Source organism: Agrobacterium sp. D14, from assembly GCF_001526505.1.
Lineage (GTDB): Bacteria > Pseudomonadota > Alphaproteobacteria > Rhizobiales > Rhizobiaceae > Agrobacterium > Agrobacterium leguminum.
Window position 1 is genome coordinate 304289 of record NZ_ASXX01000063.1, and the last position, 22005, is coordinate 326293.

The following is a 22005-nucleotide window of genomic DNA, read 5'->3' on the forward strand; positions in this document are numbered from 1 at the left end:
CATTTCCGGACGGAAAACCGGGGTCCACTTTTTCTGGAAATGTTCTATGTGCCCTGTGGCCGGAACATCCGCGCAAAGAACAGCTCGTCCGACAGGCGGTGAAGCAGGGCGGCAATACCGGCGGTCGCGGCAATGGCGAAAACAAGCCGCCCGGCCAGGACGCCATAGACATCCGCGCCAAGCGACATCACCACGAGCGTGTCCTCGATCACGCTATGGGCAAAACCCATGAACACGCAGGACAGAAACACCTGCCGCGGCGAGATCGTCCCCGATTGCGCCTCGCGGATCAGGAAGCCGGCGCCGTAGGAAATGCCGAGAAACAAGCCGATCGCGGTAAGATGTTCAGCCTCGCCGCGAATGCCCGCAAGACGCAGCAGGGGCGAGAGCGCTTTCATCATTAGCGCCAGAAGGCCGGTCAGCCTGAGGATTTCAAGGCAAAGGGAAAGTGCAAGCAGGATGACGAGCATCCAGACCATGGTTTCCCCGAGACCGAGGAAATAGGCGGTCCATTCAGGCGTGGCGCTCATCGCAATCCAGGCGGGGTTTACCGGGCCCGACAGCCATCCCATCGCCTCCAGAACGTGATGCAGCATAAAGGCATACAACAATCCGCCGCCGACGCGCAGCGCCGTAGTGACGATCATGCCCGGTCCCGCTTTTTCAATGATCTTCTGTTCGATGGGCAGGCCATGGGCGAACAGGACGAGTGCCAAAAAAACGGTGATATCCGCAACGGTGAGTGACGATGCGGGCACAAGCGTGAAGATGAGCGGCACGGCGCCCCATATGCCGACCAGCATCGCGGTCAGCCAGGCAAGACCAAGCTCCGGCGGCAACCCGATGAGGTTCATGACCGGCGCAAAGGCAGGCGCCACCGCCTCGATCGTGCCCATCCTCGACAACAGCTCGGTCAGAATGGCGATGGGAACCGTGATCCGCACAAGCACCCAGTAGATCGCAAGCGTTTCCCGCGTTTTTTGCCAGACGGGCAGGAAAAGTGACATGTGAGACTCCCTGAAGGTTGTTCCCATTCACTAATCCCGGCCCCTTCGCATTTGCGGTCAAAGATTGCAGTTTCATGCAATTTTATTGCAAATCCAATGGCAGGCGATATGCTGCCGGCATGGATCGGATCGACCGGAAACTTCTGAACCTTTTGCAGAACGATGCGTCGCGCACCAATGTGTATATGGCCGATGAAGTCGGGCTGTCTCCATCCAGTTGCCTGCGCCGCCTGCAGCGGCTGCGCAAGTCTGGCGTGATCGACCGCATCGTGGCGATCCTCAACCCCGCAAAGGCGGGACGGGTGATCAAGGCTCTGGTGACGGTGGAGCTGAAATTGCACGGCGAGCAGCATATGCGCCGCTTTCTGGATATTGCGAGTGCCGAAGAGGCCGTGTCGCAGGCCTATGCCGTCACCGGCGCAACCGATGTCGTGCTGATGCTGCGTCTGCGGGATATGGAAGAATTCGACGCCCTGTGCGACAGGCTCTTCCGCGACCAGCACAATGTCGCGCGCTTTGTCACCATGGTCGTCATCAAGACGGCGAAAGAGGAAACGGCGATCAGGCTTTAACCGGAGCCCTTCAATGCCGGACATTCCCTCGTCTAGGAAGCCATTTCGCCACGACGTTTTTTGAAGAGGTGCGTTTTGAATAGTGAAATCGAACTGCCGGTACAAAAGCAGCTTGAGGCCTACAATGCCCGTGACATCGATGCCTTCATGCTTTGGTGGGCGGATGATTGCCAGTATTACGCTTTCCCGGCGACGCTTCTGGCAGGAAGCGCGGCAGAGATTCGGGAGCGCCACATCGAGCGCTTCAAGGAACCGGATCTCTATGGGAAACTGCTGACGCGCATTGTCGTTGGCAATGTCGTCATCGACCATGAAACGGTCACCCGCAACTTTCCGGAAGGAAAGGGAGAGGTCGACGTTGCCTGTATCTATGAAGTTGAGAGCGGCAGGATCGCCAAGGCCTGGTTCAAAATCGGCGAACCGTGGATATTGTCGCGAAAATCCTAGCGCCGCGCAAAGGATAGGCGCGCGCGGCTTTCCCATCGTCCGTGTCGCTATGCGGCGTGATCCGCCCGCATGGGGTGCCAGACGGAAATATCGCGCGGGGCGTCGAGAAGCTCGGGCAGGGCATCGTGCCATGCCTGCCGATAGGGGCGGTGGATCTGAACGTCGATGACGTCCTGATGGTCGCTCCAGGTCTCGTGCAGCAGGAAGCGGTTCTCGTTTTCACCGTCCCGGTGCAGGGTTGCGTTCACGAAGGTCTTTTCGTGCCGCATGGCGTCGAGCAGCGCATTCAGCAATTCGAGAAAGCGCTCGCGCTGGCCGGGGCGGACCTGGAAGCCGATGAGATAGGTGGTGTGCACGGGTGTTACTCCTCGGTGCCTTGCATCAGTGCTTCGCGGGTTGCCGCGTCGGCGGGGTAGAAACATTCCAGCACCAGTTCGGACAGCGTGACGTCTGTGGCCGTTCCAAAAACCGTGGTGGTTGAAATGAAGCTCAATATGCCGCCCGAAGATGGATCGCGAAGCTGGAGCGGTATGGCCAGCGGATCGGCCCCAGCCGCATGCGGCGAGGCCTTTGGCGCGGGATAGGCCGCAAGCTCCGCATGCAGCCGGGAAAGCACCTCGTCTCCCGTCTCTTCGCCCTGACGGCGCAGGCGTTCCAGCAGGTGATGACGCCATTCGGCGAGGTTGACGATGCGGGAACTCAAGCCCTCCGGATGCAGGCTCAGCCTCAAGGCGTTGAGCGGCGGGCGAAGCAGCTCTTCGGAAACGCCGGCCAGAAGCGACGTGATCGCCCCATTGGCGAGAACGACGTTCCAGTGCCGGTCAACGGCTAGGGCGGGGAAGGGCATATGCCCATGCACCACAGTTTCGACCGCCTGCCGGGCCGCCGCCATATCGGGCGCATCCATCGGCCGTTCGGAATGAACAGGTGCATAACCCGCCGCCAGCATCAGCCGGTTGGCGGCGCGGGCGGGCATGGAAAGCTGCTCCGCCAGTTTCGCGAGCATCTCGCGGCTGGGGGATGATCGCCCGCTTTCCACGAAACTCAGATGGCGCGCGGATATGTCCGCCTCCATCGCCAGATCGAGCTGGCTCAACCTGCGGCGCGCACGCCATTCCTTCAGCACCTGGCCGACATGTTCTCGATGATGTGTCATGCCCGCAACCTAGCAGAAGAGAGCGGCAATGCGATTACCTCTAAGGTAATTGTTCCGCTTCCTGACCGCCGGCATGTTTGGGCCGTCAATCAGAAGGAGCGCAATCATGACGCAGCATCTCGCAATCGCCGAAACCTATCTCGCAGCCTGGGACGAAGAGGACAATGAACGCCGCAGGCATCTCGTCGGTCAGGCGTGGGCAGAAAACACGCGCTACGTCGATCCGCTGATGCAGGGCGAAGGGCAGCAGGGGATCGCCGCGATGATCGAGGCGGCGCGGCAGAAATTTCCGGGATATCGTTTCGTTCTCGCCGGCACCCCGGATGGCCACGGCAACTTCACCCGTTTCTCATGGCGTCTGATTTCGCCTGAGGGGGACGATGTCGCCGGCGGAACCGATGTCGTCAGCCTGAATGCCGAGGGGCGGATCGAAAATGTCGTCGGTTTTCTCGATGGCGCTGCATCCTGAGAAAGAGGCGGGATCGTCCCGCCTCCTGTCCCGGCAATCGTGTCAGCCGGCGAAACCGACGCCGGCCTGACGCTGGCCGAGCGCATTGAACACGGTGGAAACGATGCCGGCCCGGTCGAGGCCGGCATTGGCATACATGGTCTCTGGCTTGGCCTGCTCCACCCACTGGTCGGGCAGGGTCAGCGTCCGGACCTTGGGGCCATGGTCGAGCAGGCCGGCGCTCGCCATGAAATGCAGCACATGTGCGCCGAAACCGCCGACGGAGCCTTCTTCGATCGTCACCAGCACCTCGTGATGGCTGGCCAGCTGGCGGATGAGATCGAGATCGAGCGGCTTGGCGAAGCGCGCATCGGCAACCGTGGTGGAAAGGCCGGCCGCTTCAAGGTCTTCGGCGGCCGCAAGGCATTCCGCCAGCCGGGTGCCGAAGGAGAGCAGCGCAACCTTGGTGCCTTCCTTGATGATGCGGCCCTTGCCGATCTCAAGAATCTCACCGCGTGCGGGCATCTCGACGCCCACGCCTTCACCGCGCGGGTAACGGAAGGAAATCGGGCCTTCATCATAGGCTGCCGCCGTACGGACCATATGTTTCAGCTCAGCTTCATCTGATGCCGCCATCACCACCATGCCGGGCAGGGTGGCAAGGAAGGTCGTATCGAAGGAGCCGGCATGGGTCGGCCCATCCGCACCGACAAAACCGGCGCGGTCGATGGGGAAACGCACCGGCAGGCTCTGGATCGCCACATCATGCACCAGCTGGTCGTAACCGCGTTGCAGGAAGGTGGAATAAAGCGCGCAGAACGGCTTGTAACCGTCAGCCGCAAGCCCGGCCGCGAAGGTGACGGCATGCTGCTCGGCAATGCCGACATCGAAGGTGCGGGTCGGGAAAAGCTCGGCCATCTTGTCGAGGCCGGTACCATTCGGCATGGCGGCGGTGACGCCGATGATCTTGTCGTCGAGGGTGGCTTCCTGGATCAGGGCTTCGGCAAAGACGCTGGTATAGCTCGGCGCATTCGGCTTGGCTTTCGCCTGCGCGCCGGTGATGACATCGAACTTGTTGACGCCGTGATATTTGTCGGCTGCGGCTTCCGCCGGCGCATAACCCTTGCCCTTCTGCGTCACCACATGGATGAGGACGGGGCCTTTCTGGTTGTCGCGCACATTGCGCAGCACCGGCAGCAGGTGATCGAAGGAATGACCGTCGATCGGGCCGATGTGGTAGAAACCAAGCTCCTCGAACAGCGTGCCGCCGGTCACGTAACCGCGCGCATGGGTCACGGCCCGGGTGATGGCGCGGTCGATGGTCTTGCCGAGATAGGCCGTCAGTTTCTTGCCGAAATCGCGGAAACCCATATAGGTGCGGCCGGAGGCAAGTCGCGCCAGATAGGCGCTCATCGCGCCCGTCGGCGGCGCAATCGACATGTCGTTATCGTTGAGGATGACGATCAGCCGCGCATCGAGCGCACCGGCATTGTTCAGCGCCTCGAACGCCATGCCCGCCGACATCGAGCCGTCGCCGATGACCGCGATCACCTTACGGTCGCTCTGATCCAGCCCAGCCGCCACGGCCATGCCGAGACCGGCGGAAATGGAGGTGGAGGAGTGGCCGGCGCCGAAATCGTCATAGTCACTTTCCGCACGACGCGTGAAACCGGAAAGCCCGCCTTCCTGCCGCAGCGTGCGAATGCGGTCGCGCCGGCCGGTCAGGATTTTATGCGGATAACATTGGTGGCCGACATCGAAGATCAGCCGGTCTTCGGGCGTGTTGAAGACCTTGTGGATGGCAATCGTCAATTCCACCACGCCAAGGCCGGCACCCAGATGGCCACCGGTCTTCGACACCGCGTCGATCATCTCGTCGCGCAGTTCCCGTGCCAGTTCCGGCAGGTCGCGATCGTCGATCTCCTTGAGATCGGAGGGAAAATTCACCCGGTCGAGCAGTGGGGTCTGGGGCATTCCGGTCAATCGTTCGGCCTTTTCTCGTGGTCAGCAGGGGGCACCGGAGCGGCTTTCATCGGGAAAGCCGACGGTCCATTCCTGCATGTCGTACACTTCTATAGAATTTCAACCTTCCGGCAAAGGGACAAACTCTTCTTCGTCGCCGGGAACGATATCGAAGCGTCCGGTTCTCCACTCCTGTTTGGCCTGCTCTATGCGTTCTTTTGATGACGAAACGAAGTTCCACCAGATGTAACGGCGCTGATTGAGCGCCGCCCCGCCAAAGATCATGATGTGACAGCCATTGCTGCCGGCCTGAAGCGTGATGTCATCGCCCGGCCGGAAGACGAGCAGCTGGTCGGCGGCGAAGATATCGCCCGCCACATCGAGCGAACCGGACAGAATATAGATCGCCCGCTCCTCATGATCGGCGGAGAAGGGAAATTTTACCCCCGGCTCCAGCGAAAGATCGACATAAAGCGTATCGGTAAAGGCCGAAACGGGGGAGGTGAGGCCTTCGAATTCGCCGATCACCACGCGGCCGGTAGCGCCCTTGATATCGATCAGCGGCATGTCTTCCCTGGCCGTATGGGCAAAGGCGGGGTCGATTTCTTCCATATGGTCCGGCAGCGCAAGCCATGTCTGCAGTCCGGACATGGAAAGCGGGTGGCCACGCAGGTTTTCCGGCGTGCGTTCCGAATGCACGATGCCGCGCCCGGCCGTCATCAGGTTGATGTCACCGGGGCGGATGACAAGCTCGGTGCCGAGACTGTCACGATGCTTGATTTCGCCGTCGAACAGATAGGTGACGGTGGAAAGCCCGATATGCGGATGCGGCTTGACGTCGAGTGCCTCGCCGGCCTTCAGGATCGCCGGGCCCATGCGGTCGAAGAAGATGAAGGGGCCGACGAGACGCCGCTGCCGGGCCGGCAGCGCACGGCGCACGGCAAAGCCGCCAATGTCGCTCGTGCGCGGAATGATGAGGTTCTCGATGGCGTCGCAGGCAAAAGCATCACCCGCGACGGGATCGTTACCGGGAAAGAAGGACATCGCAAGCTCCTCGTATCGTCTGACGGGAGTTTAGCATAACGGACGGAGAGGGGGAGTATCGGGATGTCGAACGCTATGTTTGTGCATTGTCACCGGTTGCGTGGGAGAGAGTTGAACGCGGCTTTACCTACAGCCTCCCTCATTCCTGTGCTTGTCACAGGAATCCAGCCGACGCGCGTCTGCGCGGCGATAAGAGTCTTTTCAGCCCAAGGACTTGGTCTGACTAGATTCCTGTGACAAGCACAGGAATGAGGAAGGGGAAAATCACTCGCCGTCCAGCGGCTCCACGCCCTGCGGCTTGCCCGCACGGTCGAGGCGAATCTTCTCGATTCGCTTTTCGGCGGCGTTCAACAGCGTCTCGCAATGCTTCTTCAGGGCTTCGCCGCGCTCATAGATGGCGATGGATTCGTCCAGCGCCACGTCTCCGCGTTCCAGGCGTGCGACAATGCTTTCCAGCTCGGCGACGGCTTTTTCGAAGGAATAACCGCTGACATCGGCTGTGTTGGCATTTTCCGTCATGTTCAACCCTTCATCATTCTCAAAATATGCATGGCTGCCGATTCCGCCAGCCCTTCCAGATCATAACCGCCTTCCAGCAGGCTGACGACCCGGTTCGATGTGTATTTATCCGCCATTTCCAGAAGCCGGCCCGTTGCCCAGTCGAAATCCTCACCCACCAGATTGATCTGCGCCAAGGGATCGCGGTGATGCGCGTCGAAACCGGCGGAGATGAGGATGAGATCGGGCGAGAAATCGGCAATCGCCGGCAACACGCGGGATTTGAAGGCCTCGCGGAAATATTCGCTGCCGGTGTTGGGCGAAAGCGGGGCGTTGACGATATTGTTCTTCACGCCGGTTTCGTTTTTGTCGCCGCTCCACGGGTAAAGCGGCATCTGGTGGGTGGAACAGAACAGCACTGACGTGTCGTTCCAGAAGATATCCTGCGTGCCGTTGCCGTGATGCACGTCCCAGTCGATGATGGCGACGCGCTCCGCGCCGTGCGCCTTCTGCGCATGGCGGGCGGCAATCGCCACATTGTTGAAAAGACAGAAGCCCATGGCCTTTGCGGTTTCCGCATGGTGGCCGGGCGGGCGGGCAGCGACGAAGACATTGTCGGCAGCGCCGGTAAACACGTCATCCACTGCCGCCATGGCCGCACCGATGCCTGTCAGCGCCGCCTGCAGGCTTTTGTGCGAGACATAGGTGTCGGCCTCGACGCGGTTGATCTCGCCATCCTCTTCGGGGATCTGCCGCATGATGGCAAGCAGATGCTCCTCCGGATGCGCCAGCAGTACGGCATCTTCATTGGCCTGCGGCGCTTCTTTGCGTTCCAGCCGCTCGAAATTCGGGTGTTCGAGCGCGATGTTCAGCGACCGCAGGCGGTCCGGCCGCTCGGGGTGGCCGGATGGCGTGATATGCTCGAGGAAGATCGGATGTTCGTATAAACGCGTCGCCATTCTTTTCCTCCCGAAGAAAGTCTGTTCAGACGCGCTGCGGCAGAAGCGGATAACCGGCCATCACGGCGCGGCCGGCAAGGGCCGCGAGCACGGCCTTCAGCGCATCGCCCGGAATGAAGGCGAGCGAACCCATGAAGGCCTTTTCGAAACCGAGCCCGACGACCAGCGCCAGATAGGTGATGCCGAAAGCATAAAGCACGACCACGCCGCCAATCAGGCTCGCGACGAAAAAGCCGATGCCCTGTGTTAGAGCGGACTGGCCGCGATTGACGAGCTTTTCCGAGAGCGTGCCGGTGACGAAAACCGCCGCGATCCAGCCGATCAGGAAGCCCGTGGTCGGCGTGGTGAAGATGGAAAGGCCGCCGCGTCCGCCCGAAAGCACCGGCAGGCCGATGGCGGCAATCAGGATCGTCAGGAGAACCGCCAGCGTACCGCGCTTTGCGCCCAGCACGACACCGGCCAGCATGACGCCGAGCGACTGCGCGGTGATCGGCACGGGGATGAAACCGAGCGTGATCGGCGGCAGAAGCCCGAGTGCGATGATGATGGCGGAAAACAGCGAAATCAGCACAAGGTCGCGGGTCGTCATGGCTCGGAAACTCCGGATGGTTATCTGGCCGTCAGCTTTGGCCTCTGAAACCGCGCGCGTCAATGGCGTCGGCAATGGCATCGGCATCCTTCAACGTCATAATGACGAGCGGCACGATGATGGTGGCCATCCGCACGGGCAGGCCACGCGCCCGGTGCGCATCGCGCACCGCATGGTAACGATTGACGATTTCAGGCACGAAACGCACGACGAGCCCGACCGAAAGCCCGATATCGGCGGCCTTCACCAGCCCCAGCCTTTCCAGCGGGGCGGCGGCAAGCGCGATCTCGTCCATGAATTGCGAGATGCTGACGGTGATGGTGACGGCGGTGGCAAGCAGCGCCAGCGCCGTCAGCCGCAAAAGATTGATGCTGGCATCATGGGCCGGAAGCAGCAGGTAGCTGAAGGCGGCGACGAGGAAGATGGTCAGCATCACCGGCCGCAGCCGCAGGCCGATGTCCTTGAAGGGCAGCCGGGTAGCGCCCAGAATAAGGGCGGCCAGAACCGTCGCGGATGCGAGAACCAGCAGATCGCGGGTGAGGAACAATGCGATGCTGAAACCCATCAGCGTCACGAGCTTGAGGCGCGGCGAGACGCGGTAGAGCCAGCCAGTGCCTTCGACATGCAGCGATTTCATCGCGATGCCACCTCCAGATAGCGCGCTACCGCTTCTTCGGGTGCGGCGTCGGCCACCAGTGCGCCTTCATGGAAAACCAGCACCCGGTCGAAACCCGCAACCAGCGGCAGATCGTGGGTGATGACGATCAGCGCCTGCGACAGCGCCGCCATGGTCTTTTCCACGGTGGCTCGGTTTTTGAGATCGAGCTGGTTGGTCGGCTCATCGAGAATGAGGATTTGCGGTTCGGTGACCAGAAGCGCCGCCAGCGCCGCCAGCTGCAATTCGCCGCCGGAAAGCTCATGCGCGCGCCGGTCTTCCAGATGAGGAATGCCGAGCCGGGCAAGGACGGCTTTGACCCTGGCGTCGGTTTCCGCTCTGCCGAGGCCGAGCCGCTTGAGACCGAAGGCGACATCGTCGCGCACGATCGGCAGGATGATCTGGTTCTGCGGATTCTGGAAGATGAAGCCGACCGCCTGCAAGACCGCCTTGGCGTCGCTCACGGTGTCGAGACCGTTCACCGAAACCTTGCCTTCGCTCGGTTTGTTCAGCCCGTTGATCAGCCGGGCAAAGGTGGTCTTGCCGGAACCATTGAGGCCGATCACGCCGATGCGCCGTTCCGTCAATGTCACAGACAGCGGCTGCAGGGCCTGCCGACCCTCGAAAGCGACACCGGCGGCGTTAAAACGGATTTCCAAGCTTACATCCTCGCGCTCTTTTCCGGTTCTATACCCCGTCATCAACAGAAGTGAAACAAGGAACAAAAAAAGAACATTGCAATCGCGAAAAAGCCGTTCTACCTTCTGCGTCATGGCGATCAAGGTTTCGAACGAAGCGGCAAGGCGGATTTTTCTGGCGCGGCAGGGGCTTTCCTCTCCGCCCGGCAAGGCGCTTTCCAAGAGTGACCTGCTGCAGCTCATCACTGATATCGGTTTTGTGCAGGTGGACAGCATCGGCACGGTGGAGCGCGCCCACCACCAGATTATTTTCTCCCGCAACCAGACCTACAGGCGCGGCCACCTGACCACGCTTTTGGAAAAGGACCGGGCGCTTTTCGAACACTGGACGCATGACGCCTCCATCCTGCCGACGGAATTTTATCCCTATTGGAAACACCGTTTTCGCCGCCGCGAGCCGATTATTCAGGAGCGCTGGCGCAAATGGCACGGCGAGGGCTTCGATGCGGCTTTCGGTGAAACGCTGGAGCGCATTGCGGCCACCGGTCCGGTTCTGGCGCGGGAGCTGAAGGAGGAGGGGCACCAGTCCGGCGGCTGGTGGAACTGGCATCCCTCCAAGACCGCGCTCGAATATCTCTGGCACACCGGCAAGCTCGCGATTGCCGGCCGCGTGAACTTCCAGAAGGTCTATGATCTCGCCGAACGGGTGATTCCCGGCGAGCATCACGAAACCGAGGTAGAACACGCCGAATTTGTCGACTGGGCCTGCCGCGAGGCGCTGAAGCGTCTGGGTTTCGCCACCCATGGCGAAATCGCCGCCTTTTTCGATCTCGTCACCCCGCAGGAGGCGAGGGACTGGGTCAAAAGCCATCGCGATGAACTCTGCGAGGTCTCGCTTCTCTCCAGCGATGGAGACAATGCCCGCCCGTCTTTTGCCTTTGCCGATTTCACCGCCGACCTGACAGACGTGCCGGAACCCTCCGCCCGCGTCCGTGTCCTCAGCCCCTTCGATCCGCTGCTGCGCGACCGAAACCGCACGGAGCGGCTGTTCGGCTTCTATTACCGCATCGAGGTCTTCGTGCCCGAGCCGAAACGGCAATATGGCTATTATGTCTTCCCGCTTCTGGAGGGTGATCGGCTGATAGGCCGCATCGACATGAAGGCGGATCGCAAGCGCGGCACGCTGGATGTGCGCCGCCTGTGGCTGGAGCCCGGCGTGCGTGCTTCGGCCGGTCGGCTGGAGAAGCTCGACGCGGAACTGGTGAGGCTGGCGAAGTTTACCGGGGTTGAGAGTGTGAACTATCTGGATGGGTGGCGGGAGGAAAAATAAGGTCGGTCGCTCGGGTGATTGAGAGACGGGGCATCCAGACGCGACGTTACTCATCCGTGATGCGGCATCGTCACACGGCCTTGCAGCATATTTCTTCTCCCCGTCGGGGAGAAGGTGGCCCGAAGGGTCGGATGAGGGGGCGACGGCAGAGATATGCGGAGAGCTTGCCCCCTCATCCCGCTGCCGCGGACTTCTCCCCGGCGGGGAGAAGAAACAAGCGGAACCCGCTCGCCTCACGATAGCCCTTTGAAGCTAGGCAGAAGCCCTCAAATCACCCGATATCCGTCGCCGAAATCTTGATGCCGAAGCCTTCAAGGCCAACATAATGCCGCTCGCGGGTGGTCATCAGCTTGATGGAACTGATGCCGAGGTCTTTCAGGATTTGCGCGCCGAGGCCGATTTCCAGCCATTCGTTTTCGCGCGAACGGGCCTGCGCATGCGCCTCATCCGGATCGCGGGCCTTGCGGCGTCCAGCCACCTGGCCGACGCCGACGGAGCCTTCACGCAGATAGACGATAACGCCGCGGCCTTCTTCGGCGATCTTCTGCATGTAATGCCGAACCGGCTGGCGGTCGCCGAACACGTCGTCGGCGACATTTTCCGGGTGCAGGCGCACGGGAATGTCGATGCCGTCTCTGATATCGCCGAAAATCACCGCCATATGCTGCATCGGGTCCCAGGGCAGGGAATAGGTCTGCGCCTTGGCGGGTCCGAAGGGCGTTTCGATGGTGAAGGAGGATTCCATCTCCACCAGGGTTTCCTTGCGCTGGCGATAGGCGATGAGATCGGCGACCGAAACGTGCTTCATGCCGTGTTTTTCGGCGAAATCCAGCACCTGCGGTCCGCGCATCACCGTGCCGTCGTCATTCACCAGCTCGCTGATGACGCCGATGGGCGGAAGGCCGGCGAGCCGGCAGAGATCGACCGCCGCTTCGGTATGGCCGGAGCGCATCAAGACGCCGCCCTCGCGGGAAATCAGCGGGAAGATGTGGCCCGGCCGGGTGAAATCGGAAGCGCCGACATTCGGATTGGCAAGGTTGCGCACCGTCAGGGTGCGGTCATCGGCGGAAATGCCGGTCGTGGTGCCGTGCTTGAAGTCGACGCTGACGGTGAAGGCCGTGGTATGCGCGCTGTCATTTTCCGCCACCATGGCGTTGAGGTTCAGCCGCTTGGCTTCCTCGCGCGGCATGGGCGCACAGACGATGCCGGAGGTGTGGCGCACGATCAGCGCCATTTTCTCCGGTGTGCAGTGAACCGCCGAAATGATCAGATCGCCTTCGTTCTCACGGTCGTCATCATCGGTCACGACAACGATTTCACCGGCTTCGAAAGCGCGGATGGCGTCCACGACGCGTTTCTGGTCATAGGCCATGGCGATCCCCTTATTTGAGAGCAACGGCACGTTGCTCTCCGTTTTTGTTTCGGTATCGGATTTTCCGAAAACCGCTTCGCACTTTTCGGTCCTCTACCGGCGGCCGGTCTGGCCGCGATCCCTCAGATAATGGTCGGCAACGGTGCAGGCGATCATCGCTTCGCCGATCGGCACGGCGCGGATGCCGACGCAGGGGTCATGGCGGCCCTTGGTGCGCACATCCACATTGTTGCCGTCGGTATCGATGGAAAGACGCTCCGTCAGAATGGAGGAAGTGGGCTTGATGGCGAAGCGGGCGATGACAGGCTCGCCGGTCGCGATGCCGCCCAGAATGCCGCCGGCATGGTTGGAGAGGAAGATCGGCTTGCCGTCATTGCCCATGCGCATCTCATCGGCATTTTCCTCGCCGGAAAGCTCGGCCGAGGCAAAACCTTCGCCGATCTCCACGCCCTTGACGGCGTTGATCGACATCAGGCTGGAGGCGATATCCTGATCGAGCTTGGCATAGATCGGCGCGCCGATACCGGCCGGAACCCCTTCCGCCACCACTTCGACGACGGCCCCGATGGAGGACCCCGCCTTGCGGATGCCGTCGAGATACTCTTCCCACACCGGCACCATGGCCGCATCCGGGCAGAAGAACGGGTTCTGGTCGACCTGATCCCAATCCCAGTTGTTGCGGTTGATTTTGTGCTTGCCGATCTGCACCAGCGCGCCGCGCACATTGAGGCTCGGCACCACCTTGCGGGCAATCGCACCGGCGGCGACACGCGCCGCCGTCTCGCGTGCGGAAGAACGTCCGCCGCCGCGATAGTCGCGAATGCCGTATTTCAGGTCATAGGTGAAATCCGCATGGCCGGGGCGGAAACGCTTGGCGATCTCGCCGTAATCCTTGGAGCGCTGGTCGGTATTTTCGATCAGCATGGAAATCGGCGTGCCGGTGGTTATCATCGTCTCGCCGTCCTCATCCAGCATCACGCCGGAGAGAACCTTGACGATGTCATCCTCGCGGCGCTGGGTCACGAAACGGCTTTGGCCCGGTTTGCGTTTGTCCATCCAGTGCTGCACCTCGGCAAGGGTGAAGCGAATGCCGGGCGGGCAGCCATCCACCACGCAGCCAAGTGCAGGCCCGTGGCTTTCTCCCCAGGTGGTAACGCGGAAAAGATGACCGAAACTGTTATGCGACATATTTTCAAAACCGGAAAACAGGGCGCCTGCGGTGAGCGCCGTTTAAAACAAGCGGATTTGTCTTAGTGGAAAATCCGGGCAAGGCAAAAGCCTTTCTTTCGCTGCGGCGGTATAAGTGCAGGACACGGCGTCCTGACTGGAGACCCGCATGTCCGTGCCCTTATTTCTGGGGCAGCACGGGGATGAGGGCAATGGGGCGATTCGCACCCGCCGGAGACGTTTTCGAAATGACGAAAATGTAAAAGCGCCGTCGTTTTCCACGTTAATCCGGAGTTTTCCAATATTGCCGGGAAATGCGGTGTAAAAATCACTAACGGCTTGAACACGATCCCAAATCCGTTCATCAATTGGGCCGAAAATGTCATGGTTGCGGGCAATTTCCGCCACATTCGAAAGGCAATTCTTCATGCATGTAAGGTTTTCACGCAAATCCACGAAAGCTAGATCGATGCGTATGATGATTGCCGCCCTTCTGGCCACCGCCAACCTCCTGATGCCCATCAACGGCTACGCCCAGAGCGTCGACGTGGAAGGCACGATCAGCAAGATCGACGCGAATGGGCTGAGCATTACGCTCAACGACGGCAAGACCTATCGCGTGCCGGAAGAGTTCAATTTCGAAGGCCTGAAAGCGGGCGTGAAGGTCGTGGTTTTCTACACGGAAGTGGATGGGAAACGCGTGGTCGACGATCTTCAGGTCGTGCAGTAAGCACCAGCCCCTCACGCGAAAACCTCCGTTGTGAAACGAGCGGATGCCTCTTGTTTCTTCTCCCCGTCGGGGAGAAGTCCGCGGCAGCGGGATAAGGGGGCAAGGGTGCGAGTCTATCGCTGGCGTTGCCCCCTCATCCGACCCTTCGGGCCACCTTCTCCCCGGCGGGGAGAAGAAACACGCTGCGTCCGCTCTGCCAATATACAAGTATCTCTAGGAGGACGACGCGGAGAATTGCACTCCGTGATCCCTCACCAAATCCACTCCGCACTGTTCCTGTCGATCTCGACCTTCAAAATCTGGTCCTGCGGGATTTGCGTTCGCGACGCCTCGTCCTTGTCCATGCCGGAGACCAGCCGGAAGATCGAGCGGATGACGCCGCCGTGGCAGACGCATATCGTCGGAACTTCGACGGAGGAAAGCCATGCGCCGATGCGCCAGGAGAGGATTTCATAGCTTTCGGCATCCTGGCCGGGGGGAATGAAATCCCACTTGTTGGCCTTGCGCGCTTTCACCCGGTCCGGGAACTCTTTTTTCAGCTCCGGCAGGGTTTGCCCTTCCCAGTCGCCGAAGGAAACTTCGATCAGGCGATCGTCGGTTCGATAGGCCTTCGGATCGAGGCCCATCGCGCCGCGCATCAGTTCCATGGTCTCGCGCGTGCGCCCGAGCGGGCTTGCCACGTAGTCGAAATCCGTGGCCTGTTCTCCCAGCAGATGCGCAAGCAGTTTGCCGTTACCGACCGCCTGCTGGCGGCCGAAATCGTTGAGTGGAATGTCTTTCTGGCCCTGAAGCCGGCGTATCGCATTCCAGTCCGTTTGTCCGTGCCGGATCACATAGACGAGCAAGGCGATACCCCGTTCTTACACTTTTCAGGCTTAGTCCTTCACCACCGAAATGTCAGGCGCATCCACCGCCTTCATGCCGATGGTGTGGTAACCGGAATCGACATGGTGGATTTCGCCGGTCACGCCGGTCGAAAGGTCGGACAGCAGGTACAGCGCCGACTTGCCGACTTCCTCGATGGAAACGGTGCGCTTCAGCGGCGCATTGTATTCGTTCCACTTCAGAATATAGCGGAAGTCGCCGATGCCGGAAGCTGCAAGCGTCTTGATCGGGCCGGCGGAAACGGCGTTGACGCGGATGCCGCGATTGCCGAGGTCGACGGCGAGATAACGCACGCTGGCCTCGAGAGCAGCCTTGGCCACGCCCATGACGTTGTAGTTCGGCATGACCTTTTCCGCGCCGTAATAGGTCAGCGTGATGATCGAGCCGCCGTCATTCATGACCGGCTCGGCGCGCTTGGCAACGGCGGCCAGCGAGAAGACGGAAATGTCCATGGTGCGGTTGAAATTGTCGCGGCTGGTATCGAGGTAACGGCCGGTCAGCTCGTCCTTGTCGGAAAAGGCGATGGCGTGCACGACGAAGTCGATCTTGCCCCAGTGCTTTTCCAGCCCGGCAAAAACCGCATCGATCGTCTCGAGATCGGTCACATCGCAGTGACCGGCCATGAAGGCGCCCAGTTCCTGCGCCAGCGGCTCGACACGCTTCTTCAGCGCGTCGCCCTGCCAGGTCAGCGCAACTTCCGCGCCCGCGTCGGCACAGGCCTTGGCGATGCCCCAAGCGATGGAACGATTATTGGCGACACCCATGATGAGGCCGCGTTTGCCAGCCATGAGGCCGGATGCCTGAGCCATTTTATGCTCCCTAGTACTTTTGATCGGTCCTGCCTATGGCATAGGCTGCAATCCTGTTCAAGATTGCCAAAGATCATCAACTGTTAGGGAGCGTAACAAAGGGTGCGTTGTCCCGGCTATTCGCAAAACTTTCACAAATAAAGGCCTTCGCGCATGTGCCGCATCAGGTCGGTCACCTTTTCATCCGGCTTTTCCAAGAGAACGATGCGCAATTCGATGACGAGATCGCCCTGTCCGCCCTTGCCGTCGGCGAGGCCCTTGCCGGTAAGCCTCAGCACACGGTCCGAGCCGGACCAGGCCGGAATGGTAATGTTTTCCTCACCGAGTGGTGTCCTGACTTTCGTTTCACACCCCAGAACCGCGTCGCTGAGCGAGATCGGCAGCGTTGTGTGAATATCGAAGCCACGAAGGGAAAAGGCGTCGTCACGGGCGGTCAGCAAAGTCACGGCAAGATCGCCGCGCGCCATGTTGGGAAGCTTCAGCCCCTGTCCCTTCAGTCGCACCACGTGTCCGTCGGTCATGCCGGCTTCGAGCTGGAAGCGAACCTCGCGTTCGTCGGCAAGCGACACGGTCACCCACTTGTGTTCCAGCAGATCGGCGACCGTGACGGTGGCCTCCGCAGTGATGTCCGGCGCTTTTTCGGGAGCCGGCTGCTGCGTGCGGAACCGGCGCACGAGAGCGCTGAAAAGATTGGCGGCGAGCGATGCGGGCGCTGTCCTGTCATCGCCTGCGCCGGGCTGCGCGGTCTCGCCGGCACCCGGCATATCGCTTTTTGCGGCGCCCGCAGCAGCCTTTGCCGCTTCGGCCGCCTGCTGCACCTTGGGATCGTTCTGTGCCTCGGCACCAAAAATCCGTTCGACGATATCTTCGGCGGTTTCCGCCTTGGCGTCGGTTTTCTGGCCGGTCTGCGCCCGGTTGCGGGCGTCCGCACGGGCCAGTTCCTCCATCAGCTTTTCAGCGGCCTTGGCGCGCTCGGCAGCCTCGCGCGCGGCTTCCCGCTGCTGCATGATGGTTTCGCCGCGCTGTTTCTTTTCGGCCGCCCTGCGGGCCTGATCGTAGAGATCGCGCTTTTTCGGGTCTTTGAGAAGATCGTATGCCTGACCGATCTCGGCGAATCGCGCCGAGGCGTCGGGATCGTCGCGATTGGCGTCCGGATGGACGGTTTTCGCCTTCGTGCGCCAGGCGGCCTTGATTTCCTCGTGGCGGGCGTCACGTTTTACGCCGAGGATCGAATATGGATCGCGCATGCGAAACACCAGTTACGTTGGCTCAGGCGCTGCCGCCCTTCATGGCGCAATCCTGAAACTAACCCCTCCGAAAAGGGATGCCCGCGATCATTCGCCTGCACGCCCTCGGTTTAATCAACGACGACTGTTGCAATAAGTTGCTAATCACTCCTTTACGGAGGAAGCGCGCCGCGCCCGGGCCGGCTCTATTCCATATTTAAGGGTAAACAGATTATTTCTGCTCGAAGCGGGTCAGCAGCCATTCGCCGGTTTCCGACAGGCAGGCCTGTCCCGAATAGCTCGCAACGCCCTCGAAGGAGTGGCGCGTCGTCCTGAAATCGCGGCAGACGAAGCCGCTGGATTTGTCTTCGTGAATGGCGGTGACGACGCCGGCGCTGCCGGTGGCGGCATTGGCCCAGGGCAGCGGCTGGTCGGCGAGCTTGGCGAGATCGGCCGACGTCACCGCATTTCGGATCGTCGCATCGTCCGTCTGCGGCGCATTGTTCGGCTGGTTGGGAATGGAGGCCGTGGAAAGCGAGCGGTCGACCTTGTCGCCGCCGAACAGGTCGAGGCTGACGCAGCCGCTCAGCACCACAAGCATTGACACGACGGCGGAAACTTCCGCTACCGACGAAAGGAGGCTCTTTGTTCGACTGTTCGACTTTGCTATGACGGTCACCATCTTTCGCCAGAGATCATCTCTGGGGTCCAAATCAGCTCGGGAGCATTTTAGTCAATATGTCGGAAACGGGGTTAACATCCAGTGACTTCACGGAAGAAAATGAACCGTTCACGCTTTTTGCCGAATGGCTGAAGGATGCAACGGCTTCCGAAATCAACGATCCGAACGCGGTAGCGCTTGCCACCGTGGACGAAAATGGCCTGCCGAATGTGCGCATGGTGCTGCTGAAAGGCGTCGACGACCGCGGCTTTGTTTTCTACACGAATTTCGAAAGCCAGAAGGGCCAGGAGATCCTCGGCCAGAAAAAAGCGGCCATGTGTTTCCACTGGAAAAGCCTGCGGCGACAGGTGCGCCTGCGCGGCGAGGTGGAGATCGTCAGCGACGAGGAGGCGGATATCTATTACGCCTCGCGCCCGCGCGGCAGCCGCATCGGCGCCTGGGCTTCCAAGCAGTCTCGGCCGCTGGAAGGCCGTTTCGCGCTGGAAAAGGCCGTGGCGGAATATACCGCCAGATATGCCATCGGCGATATTCCGCGCCCGTCCTACTGGTCCGGTTTCCGCATCCGGCCGCTCAGCATCGAATTCTGGCACGACCGCAAGTTCCGCCTGCACGACCGCATCGAATTCCGCCGCGAGACGCCTGACGGTGCATGGTCCAAGGTCCGCATGTATCCGTAAGGGCGGTCAGGGCAGGCCATTTACGGCCTGCCTATTTCAGCAGCGAATCGAACAGCGGCAGTCCGATGACGGCGGAGATGGCGATCAGCCCATAGCAGATGCGCCGGAACGCCGCCTCGTCGGCAAGCCCGTGCAGTCGCGCGCCGGCATAGAGCCCGGCCCCGTAAAAGGGCAGGGCGAGCAGGAAAAAGACGAAGACATCGGCGGTGAACAGGCCGCTGACAAAATAGCTGCCGGTGGAGATCACGGTCGAGATCGCGAAATATAAAATGACATTGGCGCGCACGAAGGCGCCTTTGAGGGCGCCGCCGAGCCAATAGGCGACGACCGGCGGACCGCCCAGTTGCGCAGCCCCCGAAAACAGCCCGGCCAGAAACCCGGTAAAGAGGGTCAGCGGCGTCTTCGGCCGGCCGCTGTAACGCCAGCCGGAAAGCAGAAACAACAGCAGCATCACGACCACGGCGGAGATGATCCAGCGCAGCGTCAGCGGATCGCCGTTGGAAAGCAGCATGGTTCCAAGCGGCACGCCGACAAAGGCGCCGGCCGCCATGATGAAGACTTCGCGCCGGTCCGCCATGCGCCATGCGGGCGGTATCATGCCGAGCGTCAGCACGGCGTCCACCACCAGCAGCACTGCCGAGGCGACACGCGGCCCGACGATGGCGCTTGCGAGCGGGATGAAGATGAGCGCCGCACCGAAACCGGAAAAGCCGCGGGCAAGGCCGGCGAGAAAGGCGGCGCCCGCAAACATGGCGAGCAGCATCGGACTATGCGCGGTGACGAGCGATGAGAAAAAATCGAGAGAGATCATGGGTGACGGCACGGTTGTTCGAATATCTTTTCTCTATCCCGCTTGCATGTACATGTCGCGGAATTTTCAGTTCATGGCTGCGTGACGCCCTGACGGGTCGACGCCGCCAGAGAATCATGATTAGAGTTGTAGCGCATGAACAAAGGATGAACAAATGTTTGCTGACATGATGCCTCGGTTTGAAGAGGCCTCGCAAAAATATGCCGCTGAAAACGGAATATTCCGCGACCCGGACTGGTACATGCTAAAGCTTCAGGAAGAGGTTGGCGAGGTCACACAGGCCTGGAATCGGCTGACAGGACGGGGGCGCATCAAGGGCAGGAGCAAAGAGGAGATGAAGCGGGATCTGGCCGACGAAACCGCCGATCTGCTCGGCCATGTGCTGTTGCTGGCCCATTATAACGGTCTCGATATTGAAGGAGCGATCGAGCGTAAGTGGCGTTTCAAGCCGGGAGCCTGACGATGCGCCGAACGGCGGCTTGATCCTTGAGGTATCGCGCCTCTGGCGATGCGGCTAGGAGAGGGCGACGATAAAGAACGGGATCGCAAGAACGGCAGCCACAGGCGTCATCACCAGCCGCTCCGGGCGGCTTTTCGACATTGCGTTCAATCCAGCGCTCACTGCCAGATAACAGGCGATGATCCAGAGGCCGGGTTCGATCCAGCCGGACGGCCAGATGTCTGCATAACCCGCCTTTTGCAGCGGAAAGGACGCAAAAAAGGCATAAATAAGCGGAGCCGACGCGCTGGCAATCCTTTGCCGGACCGGCAACACCCGGTGTGCACCGCCCCAGGCAAGGCGTCCGAAGGGTGCACCGGCTGCAAGGGCAATCTGGAATAGGGACAGAACCAGCAGTATCAGCGTTACGAGCGACACGGCAAAAGGCGGCATGATCACCCCGCTTATGGATGCGCCGACAAAGGCGCTCGGCCGATCTCGGCGTTACAGCCGAGATGAGCCTCATCGTGAAGCGGGATGGCTAAGGACATGTGACGCCTCTCCGCATTTTCAGCCCGCTTTTCATCTCGTTACGGGCTGCGCCTTTTGCAGAAGGCCGGCCACCGCATGCAGGTCGCTTGCAACGGCAATGCACTTCTCCCGCATTTCCTCGGTCGGCGGCGCCACGTCCGGCACCATGATCGTCATCATGCCCGCCGATGTCGCGGAGCGCACGCCTGAGTACGAATCCTCCAGCGCAAGGCAGCGGCCCGGATCGAGGGAAAGCCGTCGGGCTGCGGTGAGATAGGGCATGGGTGCGGGTTTCGGTTCGGTATAGTCGCCGCGTGCGACGATGGTGTCGAAACGTCTGAGAAGATCGTGGGGTCCGAGATGGCGCGTCACCGAATCGTGCCGCGACGAGGTGGCGATGGCGCGGCGGATATCGAGGCGGTCGAGCAGATCGAGGATGTCGATGACACCGGGCTTCAGCGCCACGCCCTCCGCCATCATCACGCCAAGATGCCGGAGCCAGGCGTCGCGGAAGCTGTCGATGGGAAAATCCGCACCATAATCGGCAAAGATGGTGCCGGTGATGACGTCCCACGGGCTGCCGCAGACCTTCTGATAGGTCTCGACCTTCATTCCGTGGCCGCCTTCATCCGAGGCAGCCAGAAATGAATCGCGATAGAGCCTCTCGCTCTCGATCAGCAATCCGTCCATGTCGAAAACCACGGCCTGCGGAAGAAAAGGCAGCATGGCTTAACCGAACCGGAAGGGGCGTTCGCCGAGGCTCTCGAACGGGCGGATCAGATAACCGTCCGGATCGGCGACGATGAATTGCCGGTTGCCCACTTCGACCGTGCCGCGCCTGTACCATTTTTCCTCCAGCGGCATGACGAGGTCGATGGAGGATCGCTCCAGCCGGGAGAGAATCGGTTGCAGGGAGGGAACGGCGAGTTGCAGGTTCATGCCGCGACCGAGCGGAAATTCGAGCGCGGCATTGTCCGTCACGAATGTCCGGGTCGCGCCGATCTGGTCGATCATCAGCTGGGCATCCCCCAGCGCCAGATAGGTGAAACCCTCCTCGGGGCGCTCATAGACCACATGAAAACCGATCAGGTCGCAATAAAAGGCGCGGCTTTTCTGCCAGTCGCTGACGGCAAGTTCAGGAACGAGGGCATTTCGTATGATGGTCATGGTCTCCTTTGCCGCGCAGGCCCGGGGTGGGAGGAGGGGCCTGCCATAAGGGATGATCTTACCGTCTTCCCGGCCGCATGCCAGAGGAAACCTCATCATGGCAGCCATGTGCGGGGTTATGGGCTGACAGGGCGGCGAGAGGCTCAGTGCGGTTGCGACTCTTTCTGCCGTCATTCCGGCCTTGTGTGGACGTATTGTGGTTTA

General features: G+C 60.9%; 27 protein-coding genes. 7 read left to right on the top strand and 20 right to left on the bottom strand.

The window, feature by feature from the left end:
- Window positions 1-44: 44 nt before the first annotated feature.
- Window positions 45-1007: a nucleoside recognition domain-containing protein gene (locus L901_RS24345; protein ID WP_059760805.1), complete on the bottom strand. Its 963-nt coding sequence runs from the start codon at window positions 1005-1007 to the stop codon at window positions 45-47.
- A gap of 119 nt (window positions 1008-1126) precedes the next feature.
- Between L901_RS24345 and L901_RS24350 the strand changes: the two genes are divergently transcribed.
- Both L901_RS24350 and L901_RS24355 read left to right on the top strand, forming a co-directional pair.
- A complete protein-coding gene (locus L901_RS24350) occupies window positions 1127-1579 on the top strand; it encodes an Lrp/AsnC family transcriptional regulator (protein ID WP_059760876.1) in 453 nt (150 codons plus the stop codon).
- A gap of 75 nt (window positions 1580-1654) precedes the next feature.
- Window positions 1655-2026 (top strand): nuclear transport factor 2 family protein, encoded by a 372-nt coding sequence (locus L901_RS24355; protein WP_059760807.1) that lies wholly within the window; start codon window positions 1655-1657, stop codon window positions 2024-2026.
- Between the two features lie 47 nt (window positions 2027-2073).
- Here L901_RS24355 and L901_RS24360 read toward each other — a convergent pair whose 3' ends face one another.
- Both L901_RS24360 and L901_RS24365 read right to left on the bottom strand, forming a co-directional pair.
- On the bottom strand, window positions 2074-2382 hold the full coding sequence (locus L901_RS24360) for a putative quinol monooxygenase (protein ID WP_059760809.1): 309 nt from the start codon (window positions 2380-2382) through the stop codon (window positions 2074-2076).
- A gap of 5 nt (window positions 2383-2387) precedes the next feature.
- Window positions 2388-3182 carry a helix-turn-helix domain-containing protein gene (locus L901_RS24365; protein WP_059760813.1) on the bottom strand — a complete coding sequence of 265 codons (795 nt, stop codon included), beginning with the start codon at window positions 3180-3182 and terminating at the stop codon, window positions 2388-2390.
- 106 nt (window positions 3183-3288) lie between these two features.
- Here L901_RS24365 and L901_RS24370 point away from each other — a divergent pair, with 106 nt between their 5' ends.
- Window positions 3289-3651 (top strand): nuclear transport factor 2 family protein, encoded by a 363-nt coding sequence (locus tag L901_RS24370; protein WP_059760814.1) that lies wholly within the window; start codon window positions 3289-3291, stop codon window positions 3649-3651.
- A 42-nt stretch (window positions 3652-3693) separates the two neighbouring features.
- On the opposite strand, the gene dxs is transcribed toward L901_RS24370, so the two are convergent.
- The 7 genes from dxs to L901_RS24405 form a co-directional block, all read right to left on the bottom strand.
- Window positions 3694-5613, bottom strand: coding sequence for a 1-deoxy-D-xylulose-5-phosphate synthase (gene dxs / locus L901_RS24375; protein WP_059760815.1), 1920 nt, complete (start codon window positions 5611-5613; stop codon window positions 3694-3696).
- A gap of 99 nt (window positions 5614-5712) precedes the next feature.
- Window positions 5713-6636: a pirin family protein gene (locus tag L901_RS24380; RefSeq protein ID WP_059760816.1), complete on the bottom strand. Its 924-nt coding sequence runs from the start codon at window positions 6634-6636 to the stop codon at window positions 5713-5715.
- A gap of 264 nt (window positions 6637-6900) precedes the next feature.
- Window positions 6901-7155, bottom strand: a complete 255-nt coding sequence (locus L901_RS24385; RefSeq protein ID WP_003503059.1) for an exodeoxyribonuclease VII small subunit — start codon at window positions 7153-7155, stop codon at window positions 6901-6903.
- A gap of 2 nt (window positions 7156-7157) precedes the next feature.
- Complete coding sequence (locus L901_RS24390) at window positions 7158-8093, bottom strand: histone deacetylase family protein (protein ID WP_059760818.1); 936 nt, start codon at window positions 8091-8093, stop codon at window positions 7158-7160.
- 25 nt (window positions 8094-8118) lie between these two features.
- Window positions 8119-8682 carry a biotin transporter BioY gene (locus tag L901_RS24395; RefSeq protein ID WP_059760820.1) on the bottom strand — a complete coding sequence of 188 codons (564 nt, stop codon included), beginning with the start codon at window positions 8680-8682 and terminating at the stop codon, window positions 8119-8121.
- Between the two features lie 31 nt (window positions 8683-8713).
- On the bottom strand, window positions 8714-9319 hold the full coding sequence (locus L901_RS24400) for an energy-coupling factor transporter transmembrane protein EcfT (protein WP_059760822.1): 606 nt from the start codon (window positions 9317-9319) through the stop codon (window positions 8714-8716).
- Window positions 9316-9996: an energy-coupling factor ABC transporter ATP-binding protein gene (locus tag L901_RS24405; protein ID WP_059760878.1), complete on the bottom strand. Its 681-nt coding sequence runs from the start codon at window positions 9994-9996 to the stop codon at window positions 9316-9318. Before L901_RS24405 ends, L901_RS24400 begins: the two co-directional genes overlap by 4 nt.
- 112 nt (window positions 9997-10108) lie before the next feature.
- On the opposite strand from L901_RS24405, the gene L901_RS24410 reads away from it, so the two are divergent.
- Window positions 10109-11305 (top strand): winged helix-turn-helix domain-containing protein, encoded by a 1197-nt coding sequence (locus tag L901_RS24410; RefSeq protein WP_059760824.1) that lies wholly within the window; start codon window positions 10109-10111, stop codon window positions 11303-11305.
- 271 nt (window positions 11306-11576) lie between these two features.
- Here L901_RS24410 and ribB read toward each other — a convergent pair whose 3' ends face one another.
- Window positions 11577-12677, bottom strand: coding sequence for a 3,4-dihydroxy-2-butanone-4-phosphate synthase (gene ribB, locus L901_RS24415; RefSeq protein WP_003521085.1), 1101 nt, complete (start codon window positions 12675-12677; stop codon window positions 11577-11579).
- A 93-nt stretch (window positions 12678-12770) separates the two neighbouring features.
- Window positions 12771-13865, bottom strand: a complete 1095-nt coding sequence (gene aroC, locus L901_RS24420) for a chorismate synthase (RefSeq protein WP_059760826.1) — start codon at window positions 13863-13865, stop codon at window positions 12771-12773.
- A 448-nt stretch (window positions 13866-14313) separates the two neighbouring features.
- Here aroC and L901_RS24425 point away from each other — a divergent pair, with 448 nt between their 5' ends.
- Window positions 14314-14574, top strand: coding sequence for a DUF1344 domain-containing protein (locus L901_RS24425; protein ID WP_003521088.1), 261 nt, complete (start codon window positions 14314-14316; stop codon window positions 14572-14574).
- Window positions 14575-14825: 251 nt separating this feature from the next.
- On the opposite strand, the gene L901_RS24430 is transcribed toward L901_RS24425, so the two are convergent.
- From L901_RS24430 to L901_RS24445, 4 genes are all read right to left on the bottom strand, one after another.
- Entirely contained in the window at window positions 14826-15419 is a 594-nt protein-coding gene (locus L901_RS24430) for a histidine phosphatase family protein (RefSeq protein ID WP_059760828.1), read from the bottom strand.
- A gap of 30 nt (window positions 15420-15449) precedes the next feature.
- Window positions 15450-16268, bottom strand: coding sequence for an enoyl-ACP reductase FabI (fabI, locus tag L901_RS24435; protein ID WP_003521090.1), 819 nt, complete (start codon window positions 16266-16268; stop codon window positions 15450-15452).
- 131 nt (window positions 16269-16399) lie between these two features.
- Window positions 16400-17515, bottom strand: coding sequence for a DnaJ C-terminal domain-containing protein (locus tag L901_RS24440; RefSeq protein ID WP_059760830.1), 1116 nt, complete (start codon window positions 17513-17515; stop codon window positions 16400-16402).
- A gap of 211 nt (window positions 17516-17726) precedes the next feature.
- Complete coding sequence (locus tag L901_RS24445) at window positions 17727-18176, bottom strand: RT0821/Lpp0805 family surface protein (protein WP_059760835.1); 450 nt, start codon at window positions 18174-18176, stop codon at window positions 17727-17729.
- Window positions 18177-18232: 56 nt separating this feature from the next.
- Between L901_RS24445 and pdxH the strand changes: the two genes are divergently transcribed.
- A complete protein-coding gene (gene pdxH / locus L901_RS24450; protein WP_003521093.1) occupies window positions 18233-18853 on the top strand; it encodes a pyridoxamine 5'-phosphate oxidase in 621 nt (206 codons plus the stop codon).
- A gap of 31 nt (window positions 18854-18884) precedes the next feature.
- On the opposite strand, the gene L901_RS24455 is transcribed toward pdxH, so the two are convergent.
- Window positions 18885-19664, bottom strand: coding sequence for a sulfite exporter TauE/SafE family protein (locus tag L901_RS24455; protein ID WP_059760837.1), 780 nt, complete (start codon window positions 19662-19664; stop codon window positions 18885-18887).
- A 154-nt stretch (window positions 19665-19818) separates the two neighbouring features.
- Here L901_RS24455 and L901_RS24460 point away from each other — a divergent pair, with 154 nt between their 5' ends.
- Window positions 19819-20124 (top strand): MazG nucleotide pyrophosphohydrolase domain-containing protein, encoded by a 306-nt coding sequence (locus L901_RS24460; protein WP_003521095.1) that lies wholly within the window; start codon window positions 19819-19821, stop codon window positions 20122-20124.
- A 54-nt stretch (window positions 20125-20178) separates the two neighbouring features.
- On the opposite strand, the gene L901_RS24465 is transcribed toward L901_RS24460, so the two are convergent.
- The 3 genes from L901_RS24465 to L901_RS24475 all read right to left on the bottom strand — a co-directional run bounded on the left by L901_RS24465 (window position 20179) and on the right by L901_RS24475 (window position 21801).
- Window positions 20179-20556, bottom strand: coding sequence for a hypothetical protein (locus L901_RS24465; RefSeq protein WP_059760838.1), 378 nt, complete (start codon window positions 20554-20556; stop codon window positions 20179-20181).
- Between the two features lie 129 nt (window positions 20557-20685).
- On the bottom strand, window positions 20686-21360 hold the full coding sequence (locus L901_RS24470; RefSeq protein ID WP_059760840.1) for an HAD family phosphatase: 675 nt from the start codon (window positions 21358-21360) through the stop codon (window positions 20686-20688).
- A gap of 3 nt (window positions 21361-21363) precedes the next feature.
- The gene (locus L901_RS24475; RefSeq protein ID WP_003521098.1) at window positions 21364-21801 is read right to left on the bottom strand and encodes a VOC family protein; all 438 of its coding nucleotides are present in this window, start codon (window positions 21799-21801) and stop codon (window positions 21364-21366) included.
- Window positions 21802-22005 lie beyond the last annotated feature (204 nt).

Bases quoted from the DNA above. Each gene is read 5' to 3' on its own strand.
- L901_RS24350 (WP_059760876.1), top strand. From the start codon at position 1,127: ATGGATCGGATCGACCGGAAACTTCTGAACCTTTTGCAGAACGATGCG.
- aroC (WP_059760826.1), bottom strand. From the start codon at position 13,865: ATGTCGCATAACAGTTTCGGTCATCTTTTCCGCGTTACCACCTGGGGA.
- L901_RS24395 (WP_059760820.1), bottom strand. From the start codon at position 8,682: ATGACGACCCGCGACCTTGTGCTGATTTCGCTGTTTTCCGCCATCATC.
- L901_RS24385 (WP_003503059.1), bottom strand. From the start codon at position 7,155: ATGACGGAAAATGCCAACACAGCCGATGTCAGCGGTTATTCCTTCGAA.
- pdxH (WP_003521093.1), top strand. From the start codon at position 18,233: ATGTCGGAAACGGGGTTAACATCCAGTGACTTCACGGAAGAAAATGAA.
- L901_RS24365 (WP_059760813.1), bottom strand. From the start codon at position 3,182: ATGACACATCATCGAGAACATGTCGGCCAGGTGCTGAAGGAATGGCGT.
- L901_RS24460 (WP_003521095.1), top strand. From the start codon at position 19,819: ATGTTTGCTGACATGATGCCTCGGTTTGAAGAGGCCTCGCAAAAATAT.
- L901_RS24345 (WP_059760805.1), bottom strand. From the start codon at position 1,007: ATGTCACTTTTCCTGCCCGTCTGGCAAAAAACGCGGGAAACGCTTGCG.
- L901_RS24370 (WP_059760814.1), top strand. From the start codon at position 3,289: ATGACGCAGCATCTCGCAATCGCCGAAACCTATCTCGCAGCCTGGGAC.
- ribB (WP_003521085.1), bottom strand. From the start codon at position 12,677: ATGGCCTATGACCAGAAACGCGTCGTGGACGCCATCCGCGCTTTCGAA.
- L901_RS24425 (WP_003521088.1), top strand. From the start codon at position 14,314: ATGCGTATGATGATTGCCGCCCTTCTGGCCACCGCCAACCTCCTGATG.
- L901_RS24470 (WP_059760840.1), bottom strand. From the start codon at position 21,360: ATGCTGCCTTTTCTTCCGCAGGCCGTGGTTTTCGACATGGACGGATTG.
- L901_RS24410 (WP_059760824.1), top strand. From the start codon at position 10,109: ATGGCGATCAAGGTTTCGAACGAAGCGGCAAGGCGGATTTTTCTGGCG.
- L901_RS24400 (WP_059760822.1), bottom strand. From the start codon at position 9,319: ATGAAATCGCTGCATGTCGAAGGCACTGGCTGGCTCTACCGCGTCTCG.
- L901_RS24380 (WP_059760816.1), bottom strand. From the start codon at position 6,636: ATGTCCTTCTTTCCCGGTAACGATCCCGTCGCGGGTGATGCTTTTGCC.
- L901_RS24455 (WP_059760837.1), bottom strand. From the start codon at position 19,664: ATGATCTCTCTCGATTTTTTCTCATCGCTCGTCACCGCGCATAGTCCG.
- L901_RS24465 (WP_059760838.1), bottom strand. From the start codon at position 20,556: ATGCCGCCTTTTGCCGTGTCGCTCGTAACGCTGATACTGCTGGTTCTG.
- L901_RS24440 (WP_059760830.1), bottom strand. From the start codon at position 17,515: ATGCGCGATCCATATTCGATCCTCGGCGTAAAACGTGACGCCCGCCAC.
- L901_RS24475 (WP_003521098.1), bottom strand. From the start codon at position 21,801: ATGACCATCATACGAAATGCCCTCGTTCCTGAACTTGCCGTCAGCGAC.
- fabI (WP_003521090.1), bottom strand. From the start codon at position 16,268: ATGGCTCAGGCATCCGGCCTCATGGCTGGCAAACGCGGCCTCATCATG.
- L901_RS24390 (WP_059760818.1), bottom strand. From the start codon at position 8,093: ATGGCGACGCGTTTATACGAACATCCGATCTTCCTCGAGCATATCACG.
- L901_RS24445 (WP_059760835.1), bottom strand. From the start codon at position 18,176: ATGGTGACCGTCATAGCAAAGTCGAACAGTCGAACAAAGAGCCTCCTT.